Source organism: Microbacterium sp. SLBN-146 (assembly GCF_006715145.1).
Lineage (GTDB): Bacteria > Actinomycetota > Actinomycetes > Actinomycetales > Microbacteriaceae > Microbacterium.
In genome coordinates this window covers 1,048,851-1,070,827 of sequence record NZ_VFMR01000001.1, presented here as the reverse complement: position 1 = coordinate 1,070,827, position 21,977 = coordinate 1,048,851, and the positions used below count along the sequence as shown (strand labels likewise).

Annotated in this window: 20 protein-coding genes; 12 read left to right on the top strand and 8 right to left on the bottom strand. The window is 68.6% G+C overall.

Annotated features, from left to right (window positions below; translation table 11 throughout):
• Positions 1 to 35 precede the first annotated feature (35 nt).
• Positions 36 to 1,358, top strand: coding sequence for a uracil-xanthine permease family protein (locus FBY39_RS04685; protein WP_141930617.1), 1,323 nt, complete (start codon positions 36 to 38; stop codon positions 1,356 to 1,358).
• A gap of 178 nt (positions 1,359 to 1,536) precedes the next feature.
• Here FBY39_RS04685 and FBY39_RS04680 read toward each other — a convergent pair whose 3' ends face one another.
• The 5 genes from FBY39_RS04680 to FBY39_RS04660 form a co-directional block, all read right to left on the bottom strand.
• Entirely contained in the window at positions 1,537 to 2,544 is a 1,008-nt protein-coding gene (locus FBY39_RS04680; protein ID WP_141930616.1) for a LacI family DNA-binding transcriptional regulator, read from the bottom strand.
• 36 nt (positions 2,545 to 2,580) lie between these two features.
• The gene (locus FBY39_RS04675; RefSeq protein WP_141930614.1) at positions 2,581 to 4,047 is read right to left on the bottom strand and encodes a GH1 family beta-glucosidase; all 1,467 of its coding nucleotides are present in this window, start codon (positions 4,045 to 4,047) and stop codon (positions 2,581 to 2,583) included.
• Positions 4,048 to 4,086: 39 nt separating this feature from the next.
• Positions 4,087 to 5,004: a carbohydrate ABC transporter permease gene (locus FBY39_RS04670; RefSeq protein WP_141930613.1), complete on the bottom strand. Its 918-nt coding sequence runs from the start codon at positions 5,002 to 5,004 to the stop codon at positions 4,087 to 4,089.
• Positions 5,001 to 6,029 carry a carbohydrate ABC transporter permease gene (locus tag FBY39_RS04665; protein WP_141930611.1) on the bottom strand — a complete coding sequence of 343 codons (1,029 nt, stop codon included), beginning with the start codon at positions 6,027 to 6,029 and terminating at the stop codon, positions 5,001 to 5,003. Before FBY39_RS04665 ends, FBY39_RS04670 begins: the two co-directional genes overlap by 4 nt.
• A gap of 73 nt (positions 6,030 to 6,102) precedes the next feature.
• Positions 6,103 to 7,380 carry an ABC transporter substrate-binding protein gene (locus tag FBY39_RS04660; RefSeq protein ID WP_141930609.1) on the bottom strand — a complete coding sequence of 426 codons (1,278 nt, stop codon included), beginning with the start codon at positions 7,378 to 7,380 and terminating at the stop codon, positions 6,103 to 6,105.
• A gap of 244 nt (positions 7,381 to 7,624) precedes the next feature.
• Between FBY39_RS04660 and FBY39_RS04655 the strand changes: the two genes are divergently transcribed.
• Together FBY39_RS04655 and purQ are read left to right on the top strand one after the other, a co-directional pair.
• Positions 7,625 to 7,873, top strand: a complete 249-nt coding sequence (locus FBY39_RS04655) for a phosphoribosylformylglycinamidine synthase subunit PurS (protein ID WP_141930608.1) — start codon at positions 7,625 to 7,627, stop codon at positions 7,871 to 7,873.
• A complete protein-coding gene (gene purQ / locus FBY39_RS04650; protein WP_141930606.1) occupies positions 7,870 to 8,577 on the top strand; it encodes a phosphoribosylformylglycinamidine synthase subunit PurQ in 708 nt (235 codons plus the stop codon). Before FBY39_RS04655 ends, purQ begins: the two co-directional genes overlap by 4 nt.
• 142 nt (positions 8,578 to 8,719) lie before the next feature.
• Here the strand turns inward: purQ and FBY39_RS04645 are convergent, their stop codons facing one another.
• Positions 8,720 to 9,151 carry a DUF1761 domain-containing protein gene (locus FBY39_RS04645; RefSeq protein WP_141930604.1) on the bottom strand — a complete coding sequence of 144 codons (432 nt, stop codon included), beginning with the start codon at positions 9,149 to 9,151 and terminating at the stop codon, positions 8,720 to 8,722.
• Between the two features lie 92 nt (positions 9,152 to 9,243).
• Here FBY39_RS04645 and FBY39_RS04640 point away from each other — a divergent pair, with 92 nt between their 5' ends.
• The 3 genes from FBY39_RS04640 (at position 9,244) to FBY39_RS04630 (ending at position 12,316) form a co-directional block, all read left to right on the top strand.
• Positions 9,244 to 10,170: a 2-hydroxyacid dehydrogenase gene (locus FBY39_RS04640; protein WP_141930602.1), complete on the top strand. Its 927-nt coding sequence runs from the start codon at positions 9,244 to 9,246 to the stop codon at positions 10,168 to 10,170.
• An 89-nt stretch (positions 10,171 to 10,259) separates the two neighbouring features.
• Entirely contained in the window at positions 10,260 to 11,180 is a 921-nt protein-coding gene (locus FBY39_RS04635) for an NADP-dependent oxidoreductase (RefSeq protein ID WP_141930601.1), read from the top strand.
• A gap of 8 nt (positions 11,181 to 11,188) precedes the next feature.
• Positions 11,189 to 12,316, top strand: coding sequence for an NAD(P)-binding domain-containing protein (locus FBY39_RS04630; protein ID WP_141930599.1), 1,128 nt, complete (start codon positions 11,189 to 11,191; stop codon positions 12,314 to 12,316).
• Here the strand turns inward: FBY39_RS04630 and FBY39_RS04625 are convergent.
• A complete protein-coding gene (locus FBY39_RS04625; protein WP_141930597.1) occupies positions 12,278 to 12,793 on the bottom strand; it encodes an adenine phosphoribosyltransferase in 516 nt (171 codons plus the stop codon). The genes FBY39_RS04630 and FBY39_RS04625 overlap by 39 nt on opposite strands.
• Before the next feature lie 66 nt (positions 12,794 to 12,859).
• Between FBY39_RS04625 and FBY39_RS04620 the strand changes: the two genes are divergently transcribed.
• The 3 genes from FBY39_RS04620 to FBY39_RS04610 all read left to right on the top strand — a co-directional run bounded on the left by FBY39_RS04620 (position 12,860) and on the right by FBY39_RS04610 (position 17,040).
• Positions 12,860 to 14,542, top strand: coding sequence for a glycoside hydrolase family 13 protein (locus tag FBY39_RS04620; protein WP_141930596.1), 1,683 nt, complete (start codon positions 12,860 to 12,862; stop codon positions 14,540 to 14,542).
• Positions 14,543 to 14,572: 30 nt separating this feature from the next.
• A complete protein-coding gene (locus tag FBY39_RS04615) occupies positions 14,573 to 15,577 on the top strand; it encodes a LacI family DNA-binding transcriptional regulator (protein WP_141930594.1) in 1,005 nt (334 codons plus the stop codon).
• A gap of 248 nt (positions 15,578 to 15,825) precedes the next feature.
• Positions 15,826 to 17,040, top strand: a complete 1,215-nt coding sequence (locus FBY39_RS04610) for an amidohydrolase (RefSeq protein ID WP_141930593.1) — start codon at positions 15,826 to 15,828, stop codon at positions 17,038 to 17,040.
• Here the strand turns inward: FBY39_RS04610 and FBY39_RS04605 are convergent.
• The gene (locus FBY39_RS04605) at positions 16,950 to 18,095 is read right to left on the bottom strand and encodes a VanZ family protein (protein ID WP_260837444.1); all 1,146 of its coding nucleotides are present in this window, start codon (positions 18,093 to 18,095) and stop codon (positions 16,950 to 16,952) included. The two genes, FBY39_RS04610 and FBY39_RS04605, sit on opposite strands and share 91 nt — an antisense overlap.
• 46 nt (positions 18,096 to 18,141) lie before the next feature.
• Here FBY39_RS04605 and FBY39_RS04600 point away from each other — a divergent pair, with 46 nt between their 5' ends.
• From FBY39_RS04600 to sufU, 3 genes are read left to right on the top strand one after another with little or no spacing between them, the layout of a single operon-like run.
• Positions 18,142 to 20,247: an APC family permease gene (locus FBY39_RS04600; RefSeq protein ID WP_141930591.1), complete on the top strand. Its 2,106-nt coding sequence runs from the start codon at positions 18,142 to 18,144 to the stop codon at positions 20,245 to 20,247.
• Positions 20,244 to 21,539, top strand: a complete 1,296-nt coding sequence (locus tag FBY39_RS04595; RefSeq protein WP_141930589.1) for an aminotransferase class V-fold PLP-dependent enzyme — start codon at positions 20,244 to 20,246, stop codon at positions 21,537 to 21,539. Before FBY39_RS04600 ends, FBY39_RS04595 begins: the two co-directional genes overlap by 4 nt.
• Positions 21,536 to 21,976: a Fe-S cluster assembly sulfur transfer protein SufU gene (sufU, locus tag FBY39_RS04590; protein WP_141930588.1), complete on the top strand. Its 441-nt coding sequence runs from the start codon at positions 21,536 to 21,538 to the stop codon at positions 21,974 to 21,976. Before FBY39_RS04595 ends, sufU begins: the two co-directional genes overlap by 4 nt.
• Position 21,977 lies beyond the last annotated feature (1 nt).

Below are 21,977 nucleotides of genomic sequence, written 5' to 3'. Positions count from 1 at the left end.
ATGCCTGCATCATTCCCCCAGCACAAGGAGCGGGCATGCCTCTGTGGTCCCTGCACGGCAACGGTCGGACCGTCGAACCCGGAAAAGTGGTCGCCCCGGGCGAACGCCTCAATTGGCCCGCGACGATCGCGATCGGCGCGCAGCACGTCATCGCGATGTTCGGGGCGACATTCCTCGTTCCCGTGCTCACGGGCTTCCCCGTGTCGACGACGCTGCTCTTCTCGGGCATCGGCACGATCCTGTTTCTGCTCATCACGCGCAACAAGCTCCCCTCGTACCTGGGATCGTCGTTCGCCTTCATCGCTCCGGTCACAGCGGCGACCGCCTCTGCGGGGATGGGTTCCGCCCTCGCGGGTATCGTCGCCGTCGGAGTGCTCCTCGCCGCGGTCGGATTCATCGTGCAGTTCGCGGGCCTCGGCTGGATCGATCGCCTCATGCCACCCGTCGTCGCGGGCGCGATCGTCGCGCTCATCGGCTTCAACCTCGCCCCCGTCGCGTGGACGAACTTCCAGCAGCAGCCGACGACGGCGACGATCACGCTCGCGGCTGTCGTGCTGTTCAGCGTCCTGTTCCGCGGGTTCCTCGGCCGCATCTCGATCTTCCTCGGCGTCATCGTCGGCTACGCGGCGGCGCTGATCTTCCAGGAGGTCGACTTCACGGCAGTCGCCGAGGCCGCATGGCTGGGCTTCCCCGAGTTCCACATCGCCGACTTCGGTAAGCCCGGCACATGGTCGGCGATCGCGATGTTCCTGCCCGTCGTGCTCGTGCTCATCGCCGAGAACGTCGGTCACGTGCGCGGCGTCGCGACGATGACGGATCCGTCGGCCAACGAGCACACGGGACGCGCGCTCATCGCCGACGGCGCCGCGACGACCCTCGCGGGGTTCTTCGGCGGTTCGGGCACGACGACCTACGGCGAGAACATCGGCGTCATGGCGGCGACGCGCGTCTACTCGACGGCGGCGTACTGGGTCGCGGGCATCGTGGCGATCCTCCTCGCGATGTCGCCGAAGATCGGGGCGATCTTCAATTCGATCCCGCCGGGCGTGCTCGGCGGTGTCACGACGGCGCTCTACGGGCTCATCGGCATCATCGGCATCAAGATCTGGGTCGACAACCGGGTGGACTTCTCACGCCCCGTCAACCAGTACACGGGCGCCGTCGCGCTCGTCATCGCGATCGCCGGATTCACGATGCAGTGGGGCGACTTCCAACTCGGCGCGATCGTCGTCGGCTCGGCCGCCGCGCTCCTCATCTACCACCTCGGCAACGCGATCGCGCGGTGGCGCCGCACGGGCGCCGATGACGGCGGACCGATCCCCGCCGTCGGCCCCCTGGGCGGCGACCCCGTCGGCTGACCGCCGCAGCAGCATCCACTCACCGGCATCCGCTCACCGGCATCCGCTCACCGGCGCCGAGACGACACACGCCGTGCCAGACGGCACGTGGTGAACGCAGGCCCCGTATCGCCTCGCGCGGCCCGTGTCGTCTCGCCGCTCGGCGCCCGAAACGACACGCGCGGTGCGACGTAGCGCCTCAGACGGAGTCGCGGACGATGAGCTCGGTCTCGAGGATCGTGACGTGGCGGGGGTGCTGGCCCGCCAGGAGATCGAGCAGGATGCTGGCCATCCGCTCGCCCTGCGCGAACGAGGGCTGCCGCATCGTCGTGAGCTGCGGTGAGACCGACGTCGCGACGGGTGAGTCGTCGAAGCCGATGACCGCGATGTCCTCGGGCACGCGGATGCCCTTCGCCGCGAGCACGTTGAGGGCGCCGCGCGCCATGAGGTCGCTCGCGACGAAGATCGCATCGGGCATCTCGCCGCGATCCAGGATGCGACGCATGGCCGAGGCCCCGCCGTCGGCCGTGAAGTTGCCGTCCTCGGCAGCGACCTCCGTGAGCCCCCAAGCAGTCAGCGCCTCGCGGAATCCCTGGAGTCGGTCGACGCCCGCCGGCATCGTGACGGGCCCCGTGATCGTCGCGATCCGTCGGCGACCGCGCTCGATGAGATAGACGGTGGCATCGTGCGCGCCCCGCGCGTTGTCGACGTCGACGTAATAGTCGCGTTCGCGCTCCCGCACGGGACGACCGCCATAGACGACCGGAACGGCCGCGGCGATCCGGTCGATGAAGGTGTCGCTCGTGTGGTGCGACACGATGACGGCGCCGTCCACCGCGCCGCTGCGGACATAGCTCGTCGTCTTGTCACCGGGATCGTCGTTCGCGATGAAGAGGTTCAGCACATAGTCGGAGCGACTCAGACGCGCGTTGATCCCCGACACGATCGCGGCGAAGAAGGGGTCGCCGAAGAAGCGCGTCGTGTCTTCGGGCACGATGAGCGCGATCGCATGCGTTTGACGACTCGCGAGCGACCGCGCGGCGCGGTTCGGCACGTAGTTGAGTTCGGCGATGGCGCGCTTGACGGAGTCGAGCGCCTCCGGACTCACCGCCGTCGACCCGTTGACGACGCGCGACACCGTCGACCGTGAGACTCCCGCCGCCGCAGCGACCTCTTCGATCGTGACGGAACCCCGCACCGTGTCCATTGCTTCGTGCCCTTCCCGGACCGGCGTCTGAGTTCGCTACACCGCCGAGGGAGCGGGATCGAGGTCGATCGCCCGCGCCGCGATGATGCGCGAGTACTCGCGTCCGCTGTCCTTGACGACCCGCTCCTGCGTGTCGTAGTCCACTCGAACGATACCGAACCGCTTCTCGTATCCCCACGCCCACTCGAAGTTGTCGAGCAACGACCAGTAGAAGTAGCCGCGGACGTCGACGCCCGACTCGGCGGCATCCAGCACCGCTCCCAGGTGTCCGCGCAGGAAGTCGACCCGCTCGGCATCCGGGACCCGCTTCTCGCCGTCGATCTCGACGAGCTCGTCGTCGTACGCCGCGCCGTTCTCCGTCACGTACAGGACGGTGCCGACCGGCTGGGCGTACTCGGTCCACACGCGGGAGAGCAGGCGCCGGAGTCCGTCGAACTGCACCTCCCAGTTCATCGATGTGCGAGCGAGTCCCCGCTCGTTCGGGTGACCCGATCCTGCAGGGAAGGGCGATTCTCCGCGTCGATCGGTCGGGGCGTCGCCGCCCTTCGGCGGGTTCGCGGGAGGCTCCGCGCTCACGAGGTCGCCGTGGTAGTAGTTCACGCCGAGCGCATCGATGTGCGCGGAGATCGTGTCGAGATCGCCCGGGAGGACGGCCGCTTCGAAGGCCTCGACGGCGGCGGCATCCTTCGCGCGGAAGTCCTCCACGATGTCGGCCGGGTAGCTCCCGCGGAAGACGGGATCGAGGAACCAGCGGTTGTGCTGGCCGTCGAGGCGCCGCGCAGCGTCGACGTCGGCGGGATTCTGCGGATCCGCGGGGTCGGCAACGGTGAAGTTGAGCGTGATGCCGAGGTCGAGGGAGGCGTCGCGGCTGCGGAGTTCCTGCACGACCTGCCCATGGCCGAGCAGCAGGTGATGGGATGCCAGGAGCCCCTCGCGCATGCTGTAGTGCCCCGGTGCGTGGAGTCCCGCCGTGTAGCTCAGGAACGACGAGCACCAGGGCTCGTTGAGCGTCGTCCACACGTTGACGCGGTCACCGAGGGCGTCGTGCATCGTGAGGGCGTACTCCGTGAACCGCTCGGCCGTGTCGCGGACCGTCCATCCGCCGCGATCCTGCAGCGCCTGCGGAAGGTCCCAGTGGTACAGGGTCAGCCAGGGCAGGATGTCGGCGGCGAGGAGTTCGTCCACCAGGCGCTTGTAGAAGTCCAGGCCCAGCGCGTTGACGGCTCCGCCGTCGGGGCGCACGCGCGACCACGACGTCGAGAAGCGGTACGTCTGAAGGCCCATGTCCTTCATCAGTGCGACGTCGTCGCGGTACAGGTGGTAGTGGTCGCAGGCGACGTCACCGTTGTCGGCGTTGATGACGGCGCCCGGCACGCGGGCGAACGTGTCCCAGATCGAGGCCCGTCGGCCGTCTTCGAAGGCCGCGCCCTCGATCTGGAAGGCGGCCGTCGCCGCGCCGAACAGGAAGTTCGACGGGAACGGGCGCTCGGCGGTGGTGCTCATTCGGGCAGAGTCCTCTCGAGATGCTGTGATCATGTCTTATCAGCCCTTCACTGCGCCGGCCATGATGCCGCTCACGAGTTGCTTGCCTGCGAAGACGAAAAGCAGCAGGAGCGGGATCGTCGCGAGGAGCACGCCCGCGAGAACGACCGAGTAGTCGACGAAGTAGTTCGCCTGCAGGAGCGACAGCGCAACGGGGAGTGTCGGGCTCTGTCGGTCGAGCACGATGAACGGCCAGAAGAACTGGTTCCAGGCGCCGACGAACGTGAAGAGGAAGAGCATCGCCGCTGCCGGACGCGCCGCGACGACACCGACGGTCCAGAACGTCCGGAGCATCGACGCGCCATCGACGCGCGCGGCCTCGATGAGCTCATCGGGCACGGTCTGGCTGAGGTACTGCGTCATCCAGAACACCCCGAAAGCGCTCGTGAGCGCCGGCACGATGACCGCCCCGATCGTCCCCGTCCAGCCGAGATCGGCGAAGAGGATGTAGAGCGGCACGACACCGAGCTGCATCGGCACCGCCATCGTCGCGACGACGAACGCGAGCAGCCACTTTCCGCCCTTGAAGCGCAGCTTCGCGAAGGCCCAGCCCGCGAGTGTCGAGAACACGACGACGGATGCCGCGATGACCGTCGAGCTGAAGATCGAGTTCCACAGCGCGAGCCAGAAGTTGACGGCGGGGTCGTTCATGACCGACAGGGCGTTGTCGATGAAGTTGCCGCCGGGCAGCCATGACATGTCGGGGTCGTTGATGGTCGAGGCATCCCCCGACCCGATCAGGAACGACCAGTAGTAGGGGAAGATCGCCGAGACGATGACGACCGCGAGGCCCATGTAGACCCAGAATCCGGCGCGCACACCGCGGATGCGGGTCGTGCGTTCTCCGCGACGGCGGCGCCGATCGTTGGGGAGGTTCTCCTCGACGATCGCGAGTGGTGGCGTGCTGACAGCGCTCACGACTGGACTCCCTTCCGGCGTCGACGCGGACGGACGACTCCGCGACCGCCGTCGTCGCGCACGAGACGGCGGGTGATGAGCAGATTGAGAAGGCCGATCACGAGGATGATGATGAAAAGGATCCACGCGAGGGCCGCGGCCCGGCCGAAGTTGAACTCGCCCCAACCGATGTTGTAGAGGTACAGCGTGATCGTCAGCCACTGCTGGGCCGCGCCACCCTGACCCGTGTTGTCGAACATCCGCGGCTCGTCGAAGATCTGGAGCCCGCCGATCGTCGACGTGATGACGACGAAGATGAGGGTGGGTCGCAGCGACGGCAGCGTGATGCTGATGAACTGGCGGAAGGCATTGGCGCCGTCGACGGTGGCCGCTTCGTAGTACTCGCGGGGAACAGCCTGCATCGCCGCGAGAAGGATGAGGGCGTTGTATCCGGTCCAGCGGAAGTTGACCATCGTCGCGATGGCGACGTGACTCCAGAACGGGTCCTTGTGCCACGGAATGGGCTCGAGTCCGATGTTCGACAGGATGTTGTTCACGAGTCCGTGGTTGTCGCCGAACATGTTGCTGAAGATGAGGGCGACCGCGACGGGCGCCATGACGTAGGGCAGCAGCACGCTCATGCGCCAGAAGGTCTTCGCGCGGATGTTGCGGTCGAGCATCGCCGCGATGAAGATCGCCAGCAGCAGCTGCGGGATGGTCGAGAGCAGGAAGATGCTGAAGGTGTTCCGCAGCGCCGTCCAGAACTTCGGGTCGTTGAGGATCCAGATGTACTGGTCGAGCCCGACGAAGGTGCCGGAGTTGCGGACGAGGTCCCATTCCTGGAACGAGATGATCGCCGTGAACACGATCGGGAAGAGTCCGACGATCGCGAACAGGATGAAGAACGGCGAGATGTAGAGATAGGGCGAGACCTTGACGTCCCAGCGGCTGAGCTTCTGCCCGAAGGACAGCACGCGGGGCGCGCGCTCGGGGGTGGGCCGGTCGGCCGGGCCGGACGTCGTGGGGCGGGTAACAGTCGATGTCACGGGAGGCTCCGAATCGAGATCGGGATGCCGAGGGGTGCGGGTCGCACGGTCGCGACCCGCACCCCTCGGATCATCAGAAGGCTTCGACCTCGGCGACCCAGGTGTTCCAGGACGTCGTCTGGTCTTCCGTGCCGTCGAACACGCGGTTCACTGCGTTCTGGAGCGCGTCGTGGTACTTGAAGTAGTTCGCGTCCTTGAACGGGGTGACGGTGATCGCCTCGGACCGCTCGGCGAAGATCTGACCGGTCGGGGCGTTGTTGAAGAACTCGTTGGTGGAGTCCGTGACCGCCGGGTCGCTCTGCGCTTCGATCGCGCTGGGGAACTGACCCGCCTCGATGAAGGTCTTCGCCTGCTGCTCGGGAGCGGTCAGCCAGTCGGCGAGCGCAAGAGCCGCGTCGACGTTCTTTCCGTTCGCCGGGACCGTCAGGTACGAGCCGCCCCAGTTGGCGCCACCGCCGGGGAAGACGTTCGCGACTTCCCAGCCCGAGACGTCGGGAGCGTTGCCGGAGATGATGCCGAGCATCCAGCCCGGGCAGAGCATCGTGGCGAACTCGCCGTTGGCCATCGACGCGTTCCAGTCGTCCGACCACTGGCCCGAGTAGGCCGAGTTGGGAACCGCGCGCTCGACGACGAGGTTGTATGCGTCCTCGATCTCGGGGTTCTCCGTCGCGATGACGGTGCCGTCGGGCTCGGTGTACGTGTACTCCATCTGGTTGACGATGCCCTGGAGCACCGAGTTGGCCGCGTCGATCATGGGCTTCCCCGTGGCGGCCTTGTACTGATCGGCGATGTCGAAGAAGTTGTCCCAATCGCCGTCGAACAGCGTCGCGACCTCGTCGGGGGTCGACGGGAGGCCCGCGGCCTCGAAGAGGTCGGCGCGGTAGCAGATCGCCTGCGGGCCGATGTCGGTGCCGAAGCCCACGAGACGGCCGTCCGCGTCGGTCGCGCCGGCTTCCTTCCAGTCGAGCCAGCGGCCCTTCGCGCTGTCGGGAACTTCGGCGAGGAGGTCGGAGTACTGCATCGCCTCGGCGAACCAGTCGATCTCGACGGCCTCGACGTCGGCGAGGCCTTCCTTGCCGAGCTTCTGGAAGTAGTTGGCCCGCGCGTCACCCGACTCCGCGGCCTTGTTGTGGACGATCTTCACGTTCGGGTTCTCGTCCATGTACTCCTGGAGGAGTTCGTCCGTGTAGCCGAAGTTGTTGAAGGTCGCGAGGGTCAGGGTGATCTCGCCGTCGGGGTCTGCGGAAGCGTCGCCGCTCCCGCCCCCCGTTGCGCAGCCGGCGAGGGCGATTGCCGTGGCCGAGAGGGCCGCGACCGCGACCGTGGCCTTTCTGAAGGCGCGTGAATTCACTGTCACTCCTTTGTGTCGTAAGGGTGTTGCTGTGCAGGTTCGAGTCGGACGACCCAGCATCCGAATCTTCTCGTGGGACCGCTCCCACGATGGTGACGGCAACGCTATGGGATCGCTCCCACGAAATCAAGGGAGCGCTCCCACGAAATGATCACGGTTACGTCACGATGGAATCGCCGGCGCGGATCGTCGAGGCCCGTAGACTGTCCGGGATACCCCGCCCGCGACATTCCGGAGCCTTTCCATGCCCACCATCGTCGTCGACGTCATGCCCAAGGCCGAACTGCTGGACCCGCAGGGGAAGGCCGTCGCCGGAGCGTTCTCACGTCTGGGCGTCGACGCCTTCACGGGTGTCCGCATCGGCAAGCGCTTCGAACTCGCCGTCGAAGGCGAGGTCGACGAGGCGACGCTCGCGACGGCCCGCAAGGTCGCCGAGGAGATCCTGTCGAACTCCGTGATCGAAGACGTCGTCGGCATCGAGGTCGTGGAATGACCGCCCGGATCGGGGTCATCACCTTCCCCGGTTCGCTCGACGACCGCGATGCGCAGCGCGCGATCCGCGTCGCGGGCGGCGAGCCGGTCGCTCTATGGCACGGCTCGCACGACCTCGAGGGTGTCGACGCGCTCGTGCTTCCCGGAGGGTTCAGCTACGGCGACTACCTGCGGGCGGGCGCGATCGCCGCGCTCGCGCCGATCATGTCCGAAGTGAAGGATGCCGCGGCATCCGGAATGCCCGTCCTCGGTATCTGCAACGGATTCCAGATGCTCGTCGAAGCGCACCTGCTGCCGGGCGGCCTGATCCGCAATGCGCATCAGCAGTTCATCCGCCGTGACCAGCGGCTGCGGGTCGAGAACGCGTCGACGGCGTGGACGAGCGACTTCGCCGACGGCCAGGAGATCGTGATCCCGCTGAAGAACGCCGACGGCGGATACGTCGCGGCGGAGTCCGAGCTGGATCGCCTCGAGGGCGAGGGACTCGTCGCGTTCCGCTACCTCGGAGTGAACCCCAACGGCTCGCTCCGCGACATCGCGGGACTCACCAACGAGCGCGGCAACGTCGTCGGACTCATGCCGCATCCCGAGCACGCCGTCGAAGAGGGCTTCGGTCCGAACACCCCCGCCGCGATGCGCTCGGGGATCGACGGCCTCCCGTTCTTCACCTCGGCGATCGCCTCCGTCGTCGCCGCGGCGGCCTGACCCGCCCGCCGCGCCCGTTCGCCGCGCCGCCCGAACCCTCCCGACCGCGAGACTGCATCCTCCGGCCGAGACTGCGGCCTCAGCGTGCTGCCTCGGCCGCGGGATGCAGTCTCGCGCGGGATGCCGCGTCCCGGGCGACGCGTCAGACGGTGCCCGCGGGGGGCCAGACTCCGATGATGATCGCCATCACGAGAACCGTGACGAGTTCGTGCGCGATGTTGAGGACGGTGAGCGACGACGGACGGCCCTCGAAGGCGTCATGCGTGATGAAGCGTGCCGCCGTGAACCCGGCCCACAGGGTCACGGCCGTCACGATCGCAGTCCACAGGTATCCGCCGCCGTAGAAGTGCCACGCGATCGCCGTCGAACCCGCGAGCACCCACGCTGTCGCGAAGCTCACGAGGACGGTCACGACGATGGCGATCGTCGCACTGGATGCCGGTCGGCCCATGTCCACCTTGGCCAAACGCGCCCAGCGGGTGCCGAAGACCTTCGGGGTGTACCAGATCGACCCCACGACCATGCTCGACGCGGTCGCGATGAGAACCGCCCAGTAGTTGATCTCGGGAACCATGTGCCCCTCTCCCCCTGCGACACGCGCCGCTCGACGCGAGCGTAACCCTGCCGTCGGCCCCGCGCGAGGTGCACGACGATAGCGTGGGTCGGGTGACTCATCTCGTCGTCAGCGTTCCTTCGGAAGAGCTCGCCGCGGATCTGCAGCCGCTCCCCGACGGGGTCGACCTCGTCGTGTGGCCGATGGACTCCCCGTCGCCCCGCGAGCGGTTCGATCTCGTCGTCCCGCCCTACATGTCGATGTCGCGCGTGCTCGAACGTCTGAAGGGCGTCGACGTCGGGCTCGTGCAGGGCCAGTCGATCGGATACGAAGGCGTCGCCGAGCTGCTCCCTCCCGGCCTCCCGTTCGCGAACGCCGCGTCGGTGCACGAGGCCTCCACCGCCGAGCTGGCGCTCGCTCTCGTTCTGGCGTCCCAGCGCCAGCTTCCGTCCTTCGTCCGATCGCAGGACGCGCGGGCCTGGCATCCCGTCGCAGCCGACAGCCTCGCCGACCGGAATGTGCTCGTCCTCGGTTTCGGCGGTGTCGGGAAGGCCGTCGCCGCGCGCCTTGCGCCGTTCGAGACGCACGTGACGGCCGTCGCGACACGAGCGCGCATCGAGGGCGGCGTCGAAGTCCACACGCTCGACGACCTGCCGACCCTCCTCCCGACGGCGGAGATCGTCATCCTCACTCTTCCCGGCGGGGATGCCACTCAGCACCTCGTCGACGCGGAGTTCTTGGCGGCCCTCCCCGACGCGGCTCTCGTGGTCAACGTCGGACGGGGCACCCTCGTGGACACGGATGCGCTCGTCTCGGAACTGCAGGCGGGGCGACTGCGGGCGGCGCTGGATGTGACCGAGCCCGAGCCGTTGCCCGGCGACCACCCCCTGTGGTCCGCACCCGGAACGCTCATCGCACCGCACGTGGGTGGAGCGTCGAGCGCCATGCGACCGCGGATCGCGAAGCTCGTGCGGACGCAGATCGAACGGATGCTCGCGGGACAGGAGCCCCTCAACGTCGTCATCGACGGCGAGGAGTAGCGGCATATCGAGGTTCATTCCCGATCAGGAATGTGAAGGATCGGGATGAGCACGGGAATGCCACGGCGCTGTCGAGCGTCGAAAGAGGCATGAGTCTCTACGCGCGCCTCAACGAACACGCCGACCCCTTCCTCCTCGAGATCGTCGACCGCGACGATCTCCATGCCGGGCCCGGTCAGCTCCGGGTCCGCGTCCACGCGGCGGGGCTCAATCCCGTCGACTGGAAGATCGCCGTCTATCCGCAGGTCTCCGAACGGTATGGCGTCCAGGTCCCCGGAGGCTTCGGCAACGACTTCGCAGGCGAGATCGACGAGGTCGGCGAGGGTGTCACGGGATACGCAGTAGGACACCGCGTCTTCGGTGGCGCGCGAGGCCGCGCGATGGGCGAGCACACGGTCGTGACGCTCGGATCGGACACCCTGGCATCGACACCCGACGAGGTCGACGACATCACCGCCGCGACCCTCGCGGTCGCCGGCCGCACGGCTGCCGCGGCGCTCCACGCGGTCGGGATCTCCGACGGCGACACGGTGCTGATCGGCGGGGCAGCAGGCGGTGTCGGCGTCTTCGCGATCCAACTCGCCGTCGCGGCGGGAGCGACAGTCATCGGCACGGCCTCCCCCGCCAACTTCGAGTTCGTCTCCGACCTCGGCGCGATCCCCGTCGCGCACGGCGAGGGCCTCGTCGACCGCGTGCGCGAAGCCGCACCCGACGGGGTGGATGCAGCACTCGACCTCCACGGCACCGACACGGCGCTCGCGGCGCTCGAACTGGGCGTCGCTCCGGCACGGATCGCGACCATCGCCGCCGGGCCGAACGCACCCGAGGGCACGATCGTGACAGGGGGCGCCGACGCGGATGCTGGTGCGCTCGACGACGTCGCGGCGCGGATCGCCGCCGGCACTCTGCGGGTCCCGATCCAGGCGACGTTCCCGCTCGCCCAGGTGAACGACGCCGTCGCCGCGCTGCGCACGGGCCACGTGAGCGGCAAGCTCGTCGTCACGATGTGAGCGCAGCCGTGGACGAAGGACAGCGCACCGCAACGGTCGTCGTCATCGGTGCCGGGCAGGCGGGCCTGTCCGCGGCCTACCACCTGCAGCGGCGCGGCTTCGCGAGCGCGCTGGAGGCAGCGGCATCCGATGCTCGTTCCTTCGTCATGCTCGATGCGGCATCAGCTCCCGGCGGGGCGTGGCAGCACCGCTGGGAGTCGCTCACGATGTCGACCGTCAACGGCATCTTCGGGCTTCCCGGCTCACCCGCCCCTCCCGTCGACTCCCTCGAGGCAAGTCGCGATGCCGTTCCCCGGCACTTCGCCGCGTACGAGCGCGAATTCGACTTCCCGATCCTCCGCCCGGTCCTCGTGACGGCCGTGCGCAGGGCCGACGACGACCCGCACGGCCCGCTCATCGTCACGACCGATCGCGGCACGTGGCGCACCGAGGCAGTCATCAACGCGACCGGAACGTGGACCAATCCCGTGCTCCCCGACTACCCCGGGGCGGAGACCTTCCGCGGACGCCAGCTGCACACGCGCGACTACGTGTCGGCCGACGAGTTCGCGGGCCAGCGTGTCGCCGTCGTAGGTGGAGGCATCTCCGCCGTGCAACAGCTCGAGGAGATCTCGCGCCACGCCACGACGTTCTGGTACACGCGACGCGAACCCCGCTTCATCGAGGGAGAGTTCCAACCGGAGACGACGGGCCGGGCCGTCATCGGGCGGGTCACCGCCGACGTCGAAGCGGGACGTCCGTCGCAGAGCGTCGTGAGCTACACGGGCCTCGCGTGGACGCCGTACGCGATCGCTGCGAGAGATCGCGGCGCGCTCGCGCGTCGTCCCATGTTCACGGCGATCGAGCCGACGGGCGTGCGTGAAGCCGATGGCACGCTGACGCCCGTCGACGTGATCCTCTGGGCGACCGGGTTCCGTCCCGCGATCTCCCACCTCGACGCCCTCGAACTGCGCGGACCGCTCGGCGGCGTGGAGATGCGTCGCACCCGCGTCGCGGACGATCCGCGCGTGCACCTCATCGGCTTCGGGCCGTCGCAGTCGACGGTCGGAGCCAACCGTGCCGGTCGTGACGCCGTGGGCGAGATCGACCGGATGCTGTCACACCGTGAAGAGAGCGTGCACGTCGGGAACGAGTGAGCGTCCGCCGAGCGCCTCGAGCTCCATCAGCACGCTCGTGGCCACGACGATCCCACCGAGCGCGGGGACGAGTTCGTGCGCGGCGCGCAGCGTTCCCCCCGTCGCGAGCACGTCGTCCACGAGTAGCACGCGGGTGCCGGGCGCGATGTCGTCGTGGGCCTCGATGACGGCTGTGCCGTACTCGAGCGAATACGACACGGACGCCGCCGGCCGCGGCAGCTTCCCCGCCTTCCGGATGGGCACCAAGCCGACCCGGGCGGTGGTCGCGACGGCACCCGCAAGCAGGAACCCCCGCGCTTCGATTCCCGCGACGACGTCGAACTGGCCGGCATACGGCGAGATCATCGCGTCGATGACCGTCTCGAGCGCTTCCGCATCCGCGAGCAGCGGAGTGATGTCGCGGAAGAGCACACCGGGCTCGGGGTAGTCGGGAATCGTGCCGATGAGCGATTGAGCGCGTGCGAGGGCGGTGGTCACCCGTTCACGCTACCGTCGTCCACAGAGCACGAAGGCGCCTGTAAGCGCTTCCAGTATCCTGGGGCGATGACTTCCACCGACACTTCCGAGCGCACCGACGTGATCCTCGCCTCCCCGGGAGCCGAATGGTGGCGCACCGCCGTCATCTATCAGATCTACCCGCGCTCCTTCGCCGACAGCTCCGGCGACGGAATCGGCGACCTTCCCGGTGTCACCGCGCATCTCGACGACCTCGCCGACCTCGGCATCGATGCGATCTGGTTGAGCCCGTTCCAGCGCTCGCCGCAGAAGGACGCCGGCTACGACGTCGCCGACTACCGCGACGTCGACCCCCTCTTCGGCACCCTCGCCGACTTCGACGACATGCTCGCTGCGGCGCACGGTCGTGGCATCCGCGTCATCGTCGACCTCGTCCCCAACCACTCGTCCGACCAACACGTGTGGTTCCAGGAGGCGCTCGCGGCAGGACCCGGCAGCGCCGAGCGCGCGCGTTACATGTTCCGCGACGGCCAGGGCGAGAACGGCGAACTCCCGCCCAACAACTGGGAATCCGTTTTCGGCGGTCCGGCGTGGACGCGGATCGCGGAAAGCGACGGCACGCCCGGACAGTGGTACCTCCACATCTTCGACGCCTCGCAGCCCGACTTCGACTGGTCCAACGAGATCGTCCGCGACGAGTTCCGCTCGATCCTCCGCTTCTGGCTCGATCGCGGGGTCGACGGATTCCGCGTCGACGTCGCGCACGGCCTCGTCAAGGCCGAGGGCCTTCCCGACTACACCCCGCCGGCGGACGCCGACTCGATGGGCGGCGGCGAAGACGACGTGCCGTATTGGGGCCAGGACGGCGTTCACGACATCTACCGCGATTGGCACGCTCTCCTCGCCGAGTACGCCGGTGACCGCGTCCTGGCAGCCGAAGCGTGGCTGCCGACTCCCGAGAAGACGGCGCTGTGGGTGCGACACGACGAGATGCACCAGGCGTTCAACTTCGCCTACCTCGAGACGGGATGGGATGCCGACGAGCTCCGCACCGTCATCGACCAGTCGCTCGCGGCGTATCACGCCGTCGGGGCTCCGAGCACGTGGGTGCTCTCCAACCACGATGTGGTGCGGCACGCTTCACGGCTCGCGTTGACCGCCGAGAATCCGCAGGGTCACGGCATCGGCCCCGACTCCCCCGGCAAGCCCATCCCCGAGGTCGGTCTGCGCCGGGCGCGCGCGGCGACGACGCTCATGCTGGCCCTCCCCGGCTCGGCGTACGTGTATCAGGGCGAAGAGCTCGGCCTGCCCGAGGTCATCGACATCCCGGGCGATGCACGTCAGGACCCGACCTGGTTCCGCACGCAGGGCGAGCGCTACGGTCGTGACGGATGCCGCGTGCCCATCCCGTGGACGCATGACGCGCCCGCCTACGGGTTCAGCCCGAGTGGAGCGTCGTGGCTGCCGCAGCCCGCGGAGTGGGCCGATCTCGCACGTGACGAGCAGGTGTCCGACCCCGAATCGACGCTGTCGCTGTACCGCGCGCTGCTCTCGGCACGCAAGGCGCACAGCCTCGGGTCCGGCGATCTCGCGTGGATCGACGGATACGCCGACGACGTCGTGGCGTTCCGCAACGGCGACGTGACGGTCGTCGCGAACGTCGGCGATCAGCCGGTCGCGCTTCCCGCCGGTAATGTGATCGCTGCGAGCGGACCGGTGGCCGGCGGGATGCTCCCGGCCGACACTGCCGTCTGGCTCGCCGCGGACTGATACGCCGACCGAGCCGAGAGAGGTGGCACCGTGGTCAGCATCGACGAGGTCGCGCGCCTCGCGGGCGTCTCGACGGCGACGGTGTCACGCGCGCTGAGCGGACGCGGCAACGTCTCCGACTCAGCGCGCCAACGCGTCGAGGCTGCGGCGAAGGGGCTCGGCTACGTCGTCTCGGCGTCGGCGTCGAGCCTCGCGTCCGGCCGCACGCGGAACATCGGCGTGCTCGTGCCGTTCATCGACCGCTGGTTCTTCTCCACGGTGCTCAGCGGGATCGCTTCCGCACTCATGCGCCGAGGGTTCGACATCACGCTGTACAGCCTGAGCGCCGATCGCGCGGAACGTCTCGAAGTGTTCGAGACGTTCCTGCGACGCCAGCGGGTCGACGGGGTCATCGCGATCTCGATCGAGTTGGGCGATGAGGAAACGGCCCGTCTGGCCGAGCTGGGCCTCCCGGTCATCGCGATCGGAGGACCCAACCCGCGCCTGTCGACGCTGACCGTCGACGACGTCGCCGTCGCCCGCCTGGCGACGGAGCACCTCATCTCGTTGGGGCACCGAGCGATCGCGCACATCGGGGCGAGCCCCGAGTTCGACATCGACTTCCACATCCCGACACGTCGGCGGCAGGGATTCGAGTTGGCACTGGCGGATGCCGGCATCCCGGTCCACCCCGCCTTGTTCGAGCCTGCCGACTTCACGATCGAGGGCGGATTCCGCGCGGCCAAGCAGTTGCTCGGGCGTCCGGGTGAGCGACCGACGGCGATCTTCGCGGCATCCGATGAAATGGCGATCGGTGCGCTCCTCGCGGCACGGGAGCTGGGCTACCGCGTCCCCGAGGACATCTCGGTCGTCGGCATCGACGGACACGAGCTGGGCGAGTTCTTCCGCCTCACGACCGTCGACCAGTTCCCGCGCGGCCAGGGCGAGCGCGCCGCCGACGCCATCCTCGACGAGCTCGAACGCCCCGGCCTCCCACACGAGCCCGGCCGCCTCCCCTACGACCTCGTCGTCCGCGCTTCCACCTCGCGCCGCTGACATCGCGCCCGCGCCGCCGCCCTGGTCCCGACTCGGGCCGGCGCCCGGGTTGCCGAGAAGACCCGAACGGTCGCGATTTGGGCCGCAAGCTCGCAGTTCGGGTCTTCTCGGCGAAGAGGGGCCAGGCCTTCCGGGGGCGCCGGACTGACGGAGGCCGGACTTCCGGCGGCCCCGCCTTCCGGCGGCCGACCCTCGGCGGAAACTCCGGGATCGGAGGGGCGCCAGCCGCCCTGGGTAGGCTCGGGAGTATGGGAATCGACCTCGAGGCGCTGTACACCGACCTGCACCGGCATCCGGAACTGTCCTTCCAGGAGACGCGGACCGCGGGGATCGTGACGCAGCACCTGACGGCGCTCGGCATCGAGTTCGAGGAGCAGATCGGGCGCACCGGCATCGCAAGCGTCATCCGCAACGGTGACGGACCCGTCGTCTGGCTCCGCGCCGACATGGACGGGCTCCCCGTCGAGGAACGCACGGGCCTCGCCTACGCGTCGACGGCACGCGGCATCGACCCGTCGGGCACCGACGTCCCCGTCATGCACGCGTGCGGGCACGACATGCACGTTACGGCGCTCCTCGGCGCCCTCGAGACGCTCGTCAACACGAAGGACGAATGGTCGGGCACGATCGTGGCGGTGTTCCAGCCCGCCGAAGAGTACGGGGCCGGATCGCAGGCGATGATCGCCGACGGCGTCCTCGACCGGTTCCCCCGGCCCGACATCGTGCTCGGCCAGCACGTGACGCCCCTCCCCGCCGGAACGATCGGCGTGCGCAGCGGCACGCAGATGGCGGCATCCGACGGACTGACCGTCACCCTCCTGGGCCGAGGCGGGCACGGATCCCGTCCCCACTCCACGATCGACCCCGTCGTCATGGCGGCGGCGACGGTCATGCGCCTCCAGACGATCGTGTCGCGCGAGGTCGACCCCCGCGATGTCGCGGTCGTGACGGTCGGATCGATCCACGCGGGACTCAAGAACAACATCATCCCCGCCGAGGCGAAGCTTGAGCTGAGCCTGCGCTACCCCGACGACGAGGCTCGCGCGAGCGTCCTCGAGAAGGTCGAGCGCGTCGTGCGCGCGGAAGCGCAGGCGTCCGGGGCCGAGCAGGAGCCGACGATCACGATCGACCACTCGCTCCCGCCGACGATCAACGACGTCCACTCGACGGCACGACTGACCCTCGCGTTCGACGCGGCGTTCGGCGAGGGCACGGTCGTCGATCCCGGCATGTTCACCGGCAGCGAGGACGTGTCCTGGTTCGCGCGAGAAGCGGGCGTCCCGCTCGTGTTCTGGTTCTGGGGCGGAGTCGACCCGGCGATCTACGCCGCCGCCCTCGCGTCGGGGACGATCGCGCGCGACATCCCCACGAATCACTCGCCGTTCTTCGCGCCCGTGCTCCACCCGACGCTCGAGGTCGGCGTCGAGGCGCTCGTCGTCGCTGCCCGCGAGTTCCTCGACTGATCTCCTGAGGAGCCCTCGCGCGCGTCGGTGAGCGACATGCCCGACAGGATGCCGGGGAGCCCGCGCCCCGCGGATGTCGTGAACAGCAGCACGAACGTCGCGAGTCCGAAGAGCAGACCCGCGAGGCTCCACGGGGTCGGCAGGGCTCCGAGCAGCACGTAGCCGCTGATGCCGCCCGCCCAGCGCAGGGGCCGCGCGAGCCAGGTCGGGACGGGACCGCCGCGGTAGCGGAGCTGGACGGCGAGGTCGCCGACCGATCGTCCGCTCGCGAGGATGACGACGAGCCACAGCCCCGCAGGGACGAGTGTCCCCAGAATGCTCGACAGCTCGGCCTCGAGGACGAGATCGCCGCGACCGACCGCCTCCAGCACGAGCTGGGTCGCGACACCGGCCGTCGCGGACACGAGCGAGAAGGCGATGATGTCGCACAGCATCGCCAAGGCGCGGCGACCTCGCGTGACGGGCCGGGGTTCCGCGGCATCCGCCGACTTTCCCGATCCACGGTGCCGAGCGGGAACGAAGAGCGCGAGAAGCGACCCGAGGACGGCGCCGGTCGTGTTGGTCAGCATGTCGTCGACGTCGAACACCCGGTAGGCGCATGAGTACAGTCCCCACACGCCGGTGAGCTGCGTCGTCTCGATGAGGGCCGAGACTCCGAGACCGACGGCGAGCGCCACCAGGATGCCGCGTCCCGCCAGCACCCGGATGAAGAAGCCGAGCGGCATGAAGAGCAGGACGTTCAGCAGGAGCTGCAGCACGGCGGGATCCGTGAGAGCCGGCCCCGGCCGTCCGAGTGCCCCGCCGATGTCGTTGACGAGCTCGAAGAGATCGAGGTTCGAGCCGACGCAGCGGATCGAGTCCGCCTCGGGGAGCGGGAGGAGCGTGTACGCCCAGATCGCCCAGAAGTAGACGAGCGCCGAGGCCCACAGCACGAGGCGACCGAAACGGAGTCCGCCGCGACGGCGATAGCTCGCAGCGACGAACGGCACGAAGAGCGCGAATCCTGCGACCGCGCCGACGAAGACGGCGATGATGCCCGGTGTGATGCGGTCCACCCGTCCAGTCTGGCAGTGGGCGTGCAGGTGTAAAGATTCCGTAAGGATGCGCATCCTCACGGTTTCCATACGAGTAACATCGCCCGCCGTGACCTATGAACCTCGCGAGGAAGCCGACCAGCCTCCTCGAGCGAAACGCCTGATCCTGGGCGACCCTCTGACGTCGGAGGAACTCGACGAGCAGCTGCTGCCGAAGAAGCGCGCGCTCCCGATCTTCGCGTCCGACGCGCTCAGCTCCGTCGCCTATGCGCCGCAGGAGCTCCTCATGATCCTGCTGATCGGCGGCACGGCGTTCCTCGCCTTCAGTCCGTGGGTCGCGGGCGCCGTCGTGCTGCTCCTCGTCGTCGTCGTCGCGAGCTATCGCCAGCTCATCAAGGCGTACCCGTCGGGAGGCGGCGACTACGAAGTCGCCCGCACGAACCTGGGCGAAGTGCCCGGTGTCGTCGTCGCTTCCGCGCTCCTCGTCGACTACGTGCTGACGGTCGCCGTCTCGGTGGCCTCGGGAGTCGACAACATCATCTCCGCGATCCCGGAGCTGAATCCCGGCCGGATCGAACTCGCGGTGGGATTCGTCATCCTCATCGTTCTCGTCAACCTCCGCGGAGTGCGCGAGGCGTCGTTCGCTTTCGCGATTCCGACCTACGTCTTCATCGGCTCGGTTGCCGTCATGATCGTCGTGGGGCTGACCCGCACACTGATGGGCGATCCGCCCGTGGCGTCGAGCGCGGAGTTCGCCGTGCAGGGTGAGGAACTCACGCAGGCGGCCGTCATCCTGCTGATCCTGCGGGCGTTCTCGAGCGGCTGTTCCGCGCTGACCGGCGTCGAGGCCGTTTCGAACGGCGTCCCCGCCTTCCGCAAGCCGAAGATCCGCAACGCCCAGATGACGCTCGTGCTGATGGGCGGGATCGCGATCGTGCTGTTCGCGGGGCTCACGGCTCTCGGACTCCTGTCGGGAGTGCATTACGCGGAGAACCCCTGCAACCTCATCGGCTTCGACTGCGCGAATCAGCCGCAGCCGAGCCTCATGGCGCAGATCGCCGCCGCGACGTTCGGGGCGGGATCTATACCGTTCTTCCTGATCCAGGCGGCCACGGCGTGCGTCCTGCTCCTCGCGGCGAACACGGCGTTCAACGGGTTCCCGCTGCTCGGCTCGGTGCTCGCACGCGACGGGTACGCTCCCAAAGCGCTCAACACACGCGGCGATCGACTGGTCTTCTCGAACGGCATGATCATCCTCGGCATCGGCGCCATCATCGTGCTCGTCGTCTATCAGGCGAACCTCACGACCCTGATCCAGCTGTACATCATCGGCGTCTTCGTCTCGTTCTCGCTGGGACAGATCGGGATGGTCAGGCATTGGCGCCGCACGCTGCGCAATCTGAAGACGCTCACTGCGGATGCCGCGGCCCAGTCGGCCGCGCTGTATGAACGCCGCTCGGCCCGAACCGGCCTCGTCATCAACTCGATCGGCGCCGCGATGACGGTGTTCGTCCTCCTCATCGTCACCGTCACGAAGTTCACTCACGGTGCGTGGCTCGTCTTCCTCGCCATTCCCGTCCTCGCAACGCTCATGATCGGGGTCAACCGGTACTACCGAGATGTCGAGCACGAGATCGAGGTGGACGACTCGACCCACTTCGGATCGAACGGCGACCTCGCGATCGTTCTCGTCAACAGGTTGCAGAAGCCCGTCATCAAGGCGATCGACTATGCGCTCGCGGCCAAGCACCAGAAGGCGCTCGCGCTGCACGTCGCGGTGACGGAGGCCGAGGCGACGGCCCTGCAGAGGCAGTGGGAGGAGCATCGGATCCCGATGGACCTCGTCATCGTCGAGTCGCCGTATCGGTCGTACGCGGCGCCTGTCGCGAGCTTCATCAAGAAGTACCGCGAGAAGCACGGTGCGGCGGTGGTCACCGTCTACCTGCCGCAGTACATCGTCGGCCACTGGTGGGAGAACCTTTTGCACAACCGGCGGTCGCGGCGGATCGCGCAGCAGCTGATGCTCGTGCACGGTGTCAGCATCACCCTTGTGCCCTGGCTGCTGGACTCGTCGGAGCTCGTCTACGGGCGCCGTTCGCGACCGCTGCCCGGTGACGACCGCGGGGGCCGGCCGGCGCCGGAAACCCTGGGGACGCGTAGCCTGGAGGGGTGAGCACCACCGCCCCCGTCTTCGATGTCACCGCCGTGCGCGGCGACTTCCCGATCCTGTCGCAGACGGTGCACGGCTCGCCTCTCGTCTACCTCGATTCGGGCGCGACGAGCCAGAAACCGACGAGTGTCCTCGACGCCGAGATCGACTTTCTGACGCGGGCCAACTCCGCCGTGCACCGTGGCGCGCACACGCTTGCCGGCGAGGCGACGGAGCTCTTCGAAGACGCGCGGGCGACGGTGTCGCGTTTCGTGGGTGCCCAGCCGGAGGAGTTCGTCTGGACGAGCGGCGCGACGGCAGCCCTCAACCTCGTGGCCTACGCGATCGGCAACGCGACCGCGGGACGCGGCGCACCCTCGAGCGCCCGTTTCGCCCTCGCCCCCGGCGACGAACTGGTCGTGACGGAGTCCGAGCACCATGCGAACCTCATCCCGTGGCAGGAGCTCGCGGCACGCACGGGGGCGGTTCTGAAGCACATCCCCGTGCGCGACGACGGCACGCTCGACCTCGAGGCAGCGGTATCCGTCATCACCGGGCGCACGCGCGTCGTCGCGTTCTCGCACGTGTCGAACGTGCTGGGAATCGTGAATCCGGTCTCGGAGCTCGTCGCACTCGCGCGGGAGGTGGGCGCGCTGACGGTTCTCGACGCGTGCCAATCCGTGCCGCATCTGCCGTTCGACTTCGCAGCGCTCGGCGTCGACCTCGCGGCGTTCTCGGGCCACAAGATGCTCGGGCCGTACGGAGTGGGTGCGCTCGTCGGCCGATCCGACGTTCTCGATGCGCTGCCCCCCTTCCTGACGGGCGGCTCGATGGTGACGACCGTCACGCTCGACGAAGCGGGCTTCCTCCCCGCGCCGCAGAAGTTCGAAGCGGGCACGCAGCCGGTTTCGCAGGCCATCGGGCTCGCGGCCGCGGCCCGCTATCTCGATGCGCTCGGGATGGCGGGCGTGCACGAGCACGAGCGTCGGTTGGGCGTCCGGATGATGGAGGGGCTGCGCCGGATCGACGGCGTGCGCCTTCTGGGTGATGCCGATGCCGAACGCATCGGGATCGCGTCGTTCGACGTCGACGGCGTCCACGCGCACGACGTCGGTCAGTTCCTCGACGACCGCGGAGTCGCGGTGCGCGTCGGACACCACTGCGCGAAGCCGCTGCACGCACGATTCGGCCTGACGGCCTCGGTGCGGGCGTCGACGAGCGTCTTCACGACCGACGACGAGGTCGACGTCTTCCTCGACGCGGTCGAGGGCGTGCGTCCGTTCTTCGGCGTCGGAGCGACGGGGGGCCGGTCATGAGCCTCGAAGCCCTGTATCAAGAGCTGCTGCTGGACCACTCGAAGCGTCCGCGCGGCAAACACCTCGCCGACGAAGAAGGCCGGACGGCGACGTCGCACCAGCACAACCCCGTCTGCGGCGATGACGTGACGCTCCGGGTGCGGGTGTCGTCGGACGGCGACACCATCCGCGACGTCACATGGGAGGGCGCCGGCTGCTCCGTCTCGCAGGCGTCGGCATCGATGCTGACGGAGCTCGTCGAAGGGATGCCACGCGGCGAGGCCGTCGCCCTCATCGACGGCTTCCGCACCGCGCTTCGCTCTCGCGGCGAGATCCCCCTCGACGAGGACGTGTATCTCGATGCCGCGGCGCTCTCGGGCGTCTCGCGCTACGTCGCCCGCGTGAAGTGCGCGATGCTCGCCTGGGTCGCCCTCGAGGACGCGCTCGCCCGCGCCTGAC